The sequence below is a fragment of the Weissella sp. DD23 genome (genome assembly GCF_001579105.1).
GTDB classification, from domain to species: domain Bacteria; phylum Bacillota; class Bacilli; order Lactobacillales; family Lactobacillaceae; genus Weissella; species Weissella cibaria.
The window spans coordinates 431,154-432,880 of sequence record NZ_KQ970390.1; the positions used below are offsets into that span (position 1 = coordinate 431,154).

Below are 1,727 nucleotides of genomic sequence, written 5' to 3' on the forward strand. Positions count from 1 at the left end.
TTCAGTTACGAGGCAGAAAACCCAGTGACAACCAAAAAAACAACAACCACCGTACCCAAATCAACACAGTCCCACCGCACCCCGCTTACAACCAAGCAACTACACGATAACCAGTTGCTTTACTTTGCCGCAATCATCAACTATGCAACGTCAAACATTACCGATGGCCGTTGGCAAGAAGTCAAGCACCCGTCAAACGGTTGGCAAATTGAACCGCACCTCGTTTCTGGCACAACACGCTACTTTGTTTGGCCAGATAAGCAAGCAACTGCCGATCAAAAAATGGTCATGCCGAATTGGTTTAGTGTGTCTGACAACGTTGTGACACTACACTCATTCATCATTCATTCCGGGGGCCAAGATGTCGTGCATGAAATCTCCGTCCAAGAGATTATCCACTGGCACAACCAAAGCCAGGTACGTCTCCAACATCTCGAGAAAATCCAAGCAAACAGTCGCTTATTAACTGAAATGACAAAAAAGACCTCATCGACAAACCGATGAGGTCTTTTTAGGCAAACTATCAACGCAACAATTTGCCATACTATCATTCATATTAAGCGTTAAAAGCGTCAGTCAATGGTGGTACCACTTGCTTCTTACGTGATACAACACCAGGCAATGATGCACGACCGTCTGCCAACTTAACGTCAAAGGCAGCTTCAACCTTATCCAGGTTATCACCCAAAACCAAAATATCTGAATCTGAGTCCAAAATGTTCGTCACAACGAAAACAAAAGTGTTATAACCATCTTCAGCCAACTCAGCTTCCATCGCCGCAACCACTTCATCACGACGTGAGAAGACATCCTCAACATCAACTGTGTTTACTTGACCGATGCGAACCGTTGAACCATTCAACTCAAATGACTTTGCATCGCCATCAATCAATTCCTTGGCTGAACGTGATGACAAGTCAGTACCTGCCTTCAACATCTCCAAACCGTAAGCCTCATAATCTGCCAAACCAGCAATCTTAGCCAAGGCTTCCAAAGCAGGCTTGTCCATTGGCGTTGTCGTTGGGCTCTTCAACAACAACGTGTCAGAAATGATAGCTGATGCCATCAAACCAGCAATTTCAGCAGGAATCTCAACGTTGGCTGTTTGGAACTCATAGTACAAAACAGTTGCAACAGAACCCCATGGCTTGTTGATGAAGTACAAAGGAGCAGCTGATGAGAAGTTAATCTTGTGGTGATCGTACACACCGTAAACAGTTACGTCTGCAATGTTCGCAACTGATTGCGCAGCTTCATTGTGGTCAACCAAGAAAACTTCTTCTGTGTCAGCACTTTCAATTACACGAGGTGCGTCAACCTTAAAGTAATTCAATGCAAATTGCGTTTCTGCATTTGGTGTTCCCAAAGCCACAGCCTCAGTATCTTGGTTGTATGCCTTGTTCAAAAAGTATGATGCAGCGAATGCTGAAGCAATCGTGTCTGTATCAGGGTTTTGGTGTCCGAAAACCAACATCTTAGCCATCAGATAAATCTCCAATTTCTTTGTTTTTTCAATGATTTAATCATACACCATTTCCGACAGTTAGGCACGCAAATTAGTCAAAATTCCAACCGGCTAGTATCGACTTAATCATGAATAATTAGTGCCATACCAAGAATCTGCACGGATTTAGTTAAAAATTATTAAAGGCCGGCCGACTAAAATCATGCTAAAATTGAAACTGTTCTGTTTTTCAGAACATGCACTTATTCACTTTTTAAAATTG

General features: G+C 42.9%; 2 protein-coding genes. One reads left to right on the forward strand and one right to left on the reverse strand.

All coding sequences use genetic code 11. The features are described 5' to 3' along the window. The coding region (locus tag WEIDD23_RS14020; protein ID WP_062358712.1) for a hypothetical protein at positions 1-504 on the forward strand (504 nt) is incomplete at its 5' end. A gap of 52 nt (positions 505-556) precedes the next feature. Here WEIDD23_RS14020 and WEIDD23_RS02070 read toward each other — a convergent pair. Continuing rightward, complete coding sequence (locus tag WEIDD23_RS02070; protein ID WP_010373714.1) at positions 557-1,483, reverse strand: manganese-dependent inorganic pyrophosphatase; 927 nt, start codon at positions 1,481-1,483, stop codon at positions 557-559. Positions 1,484-1,727 lie beyond the last annotated feature (244 nt).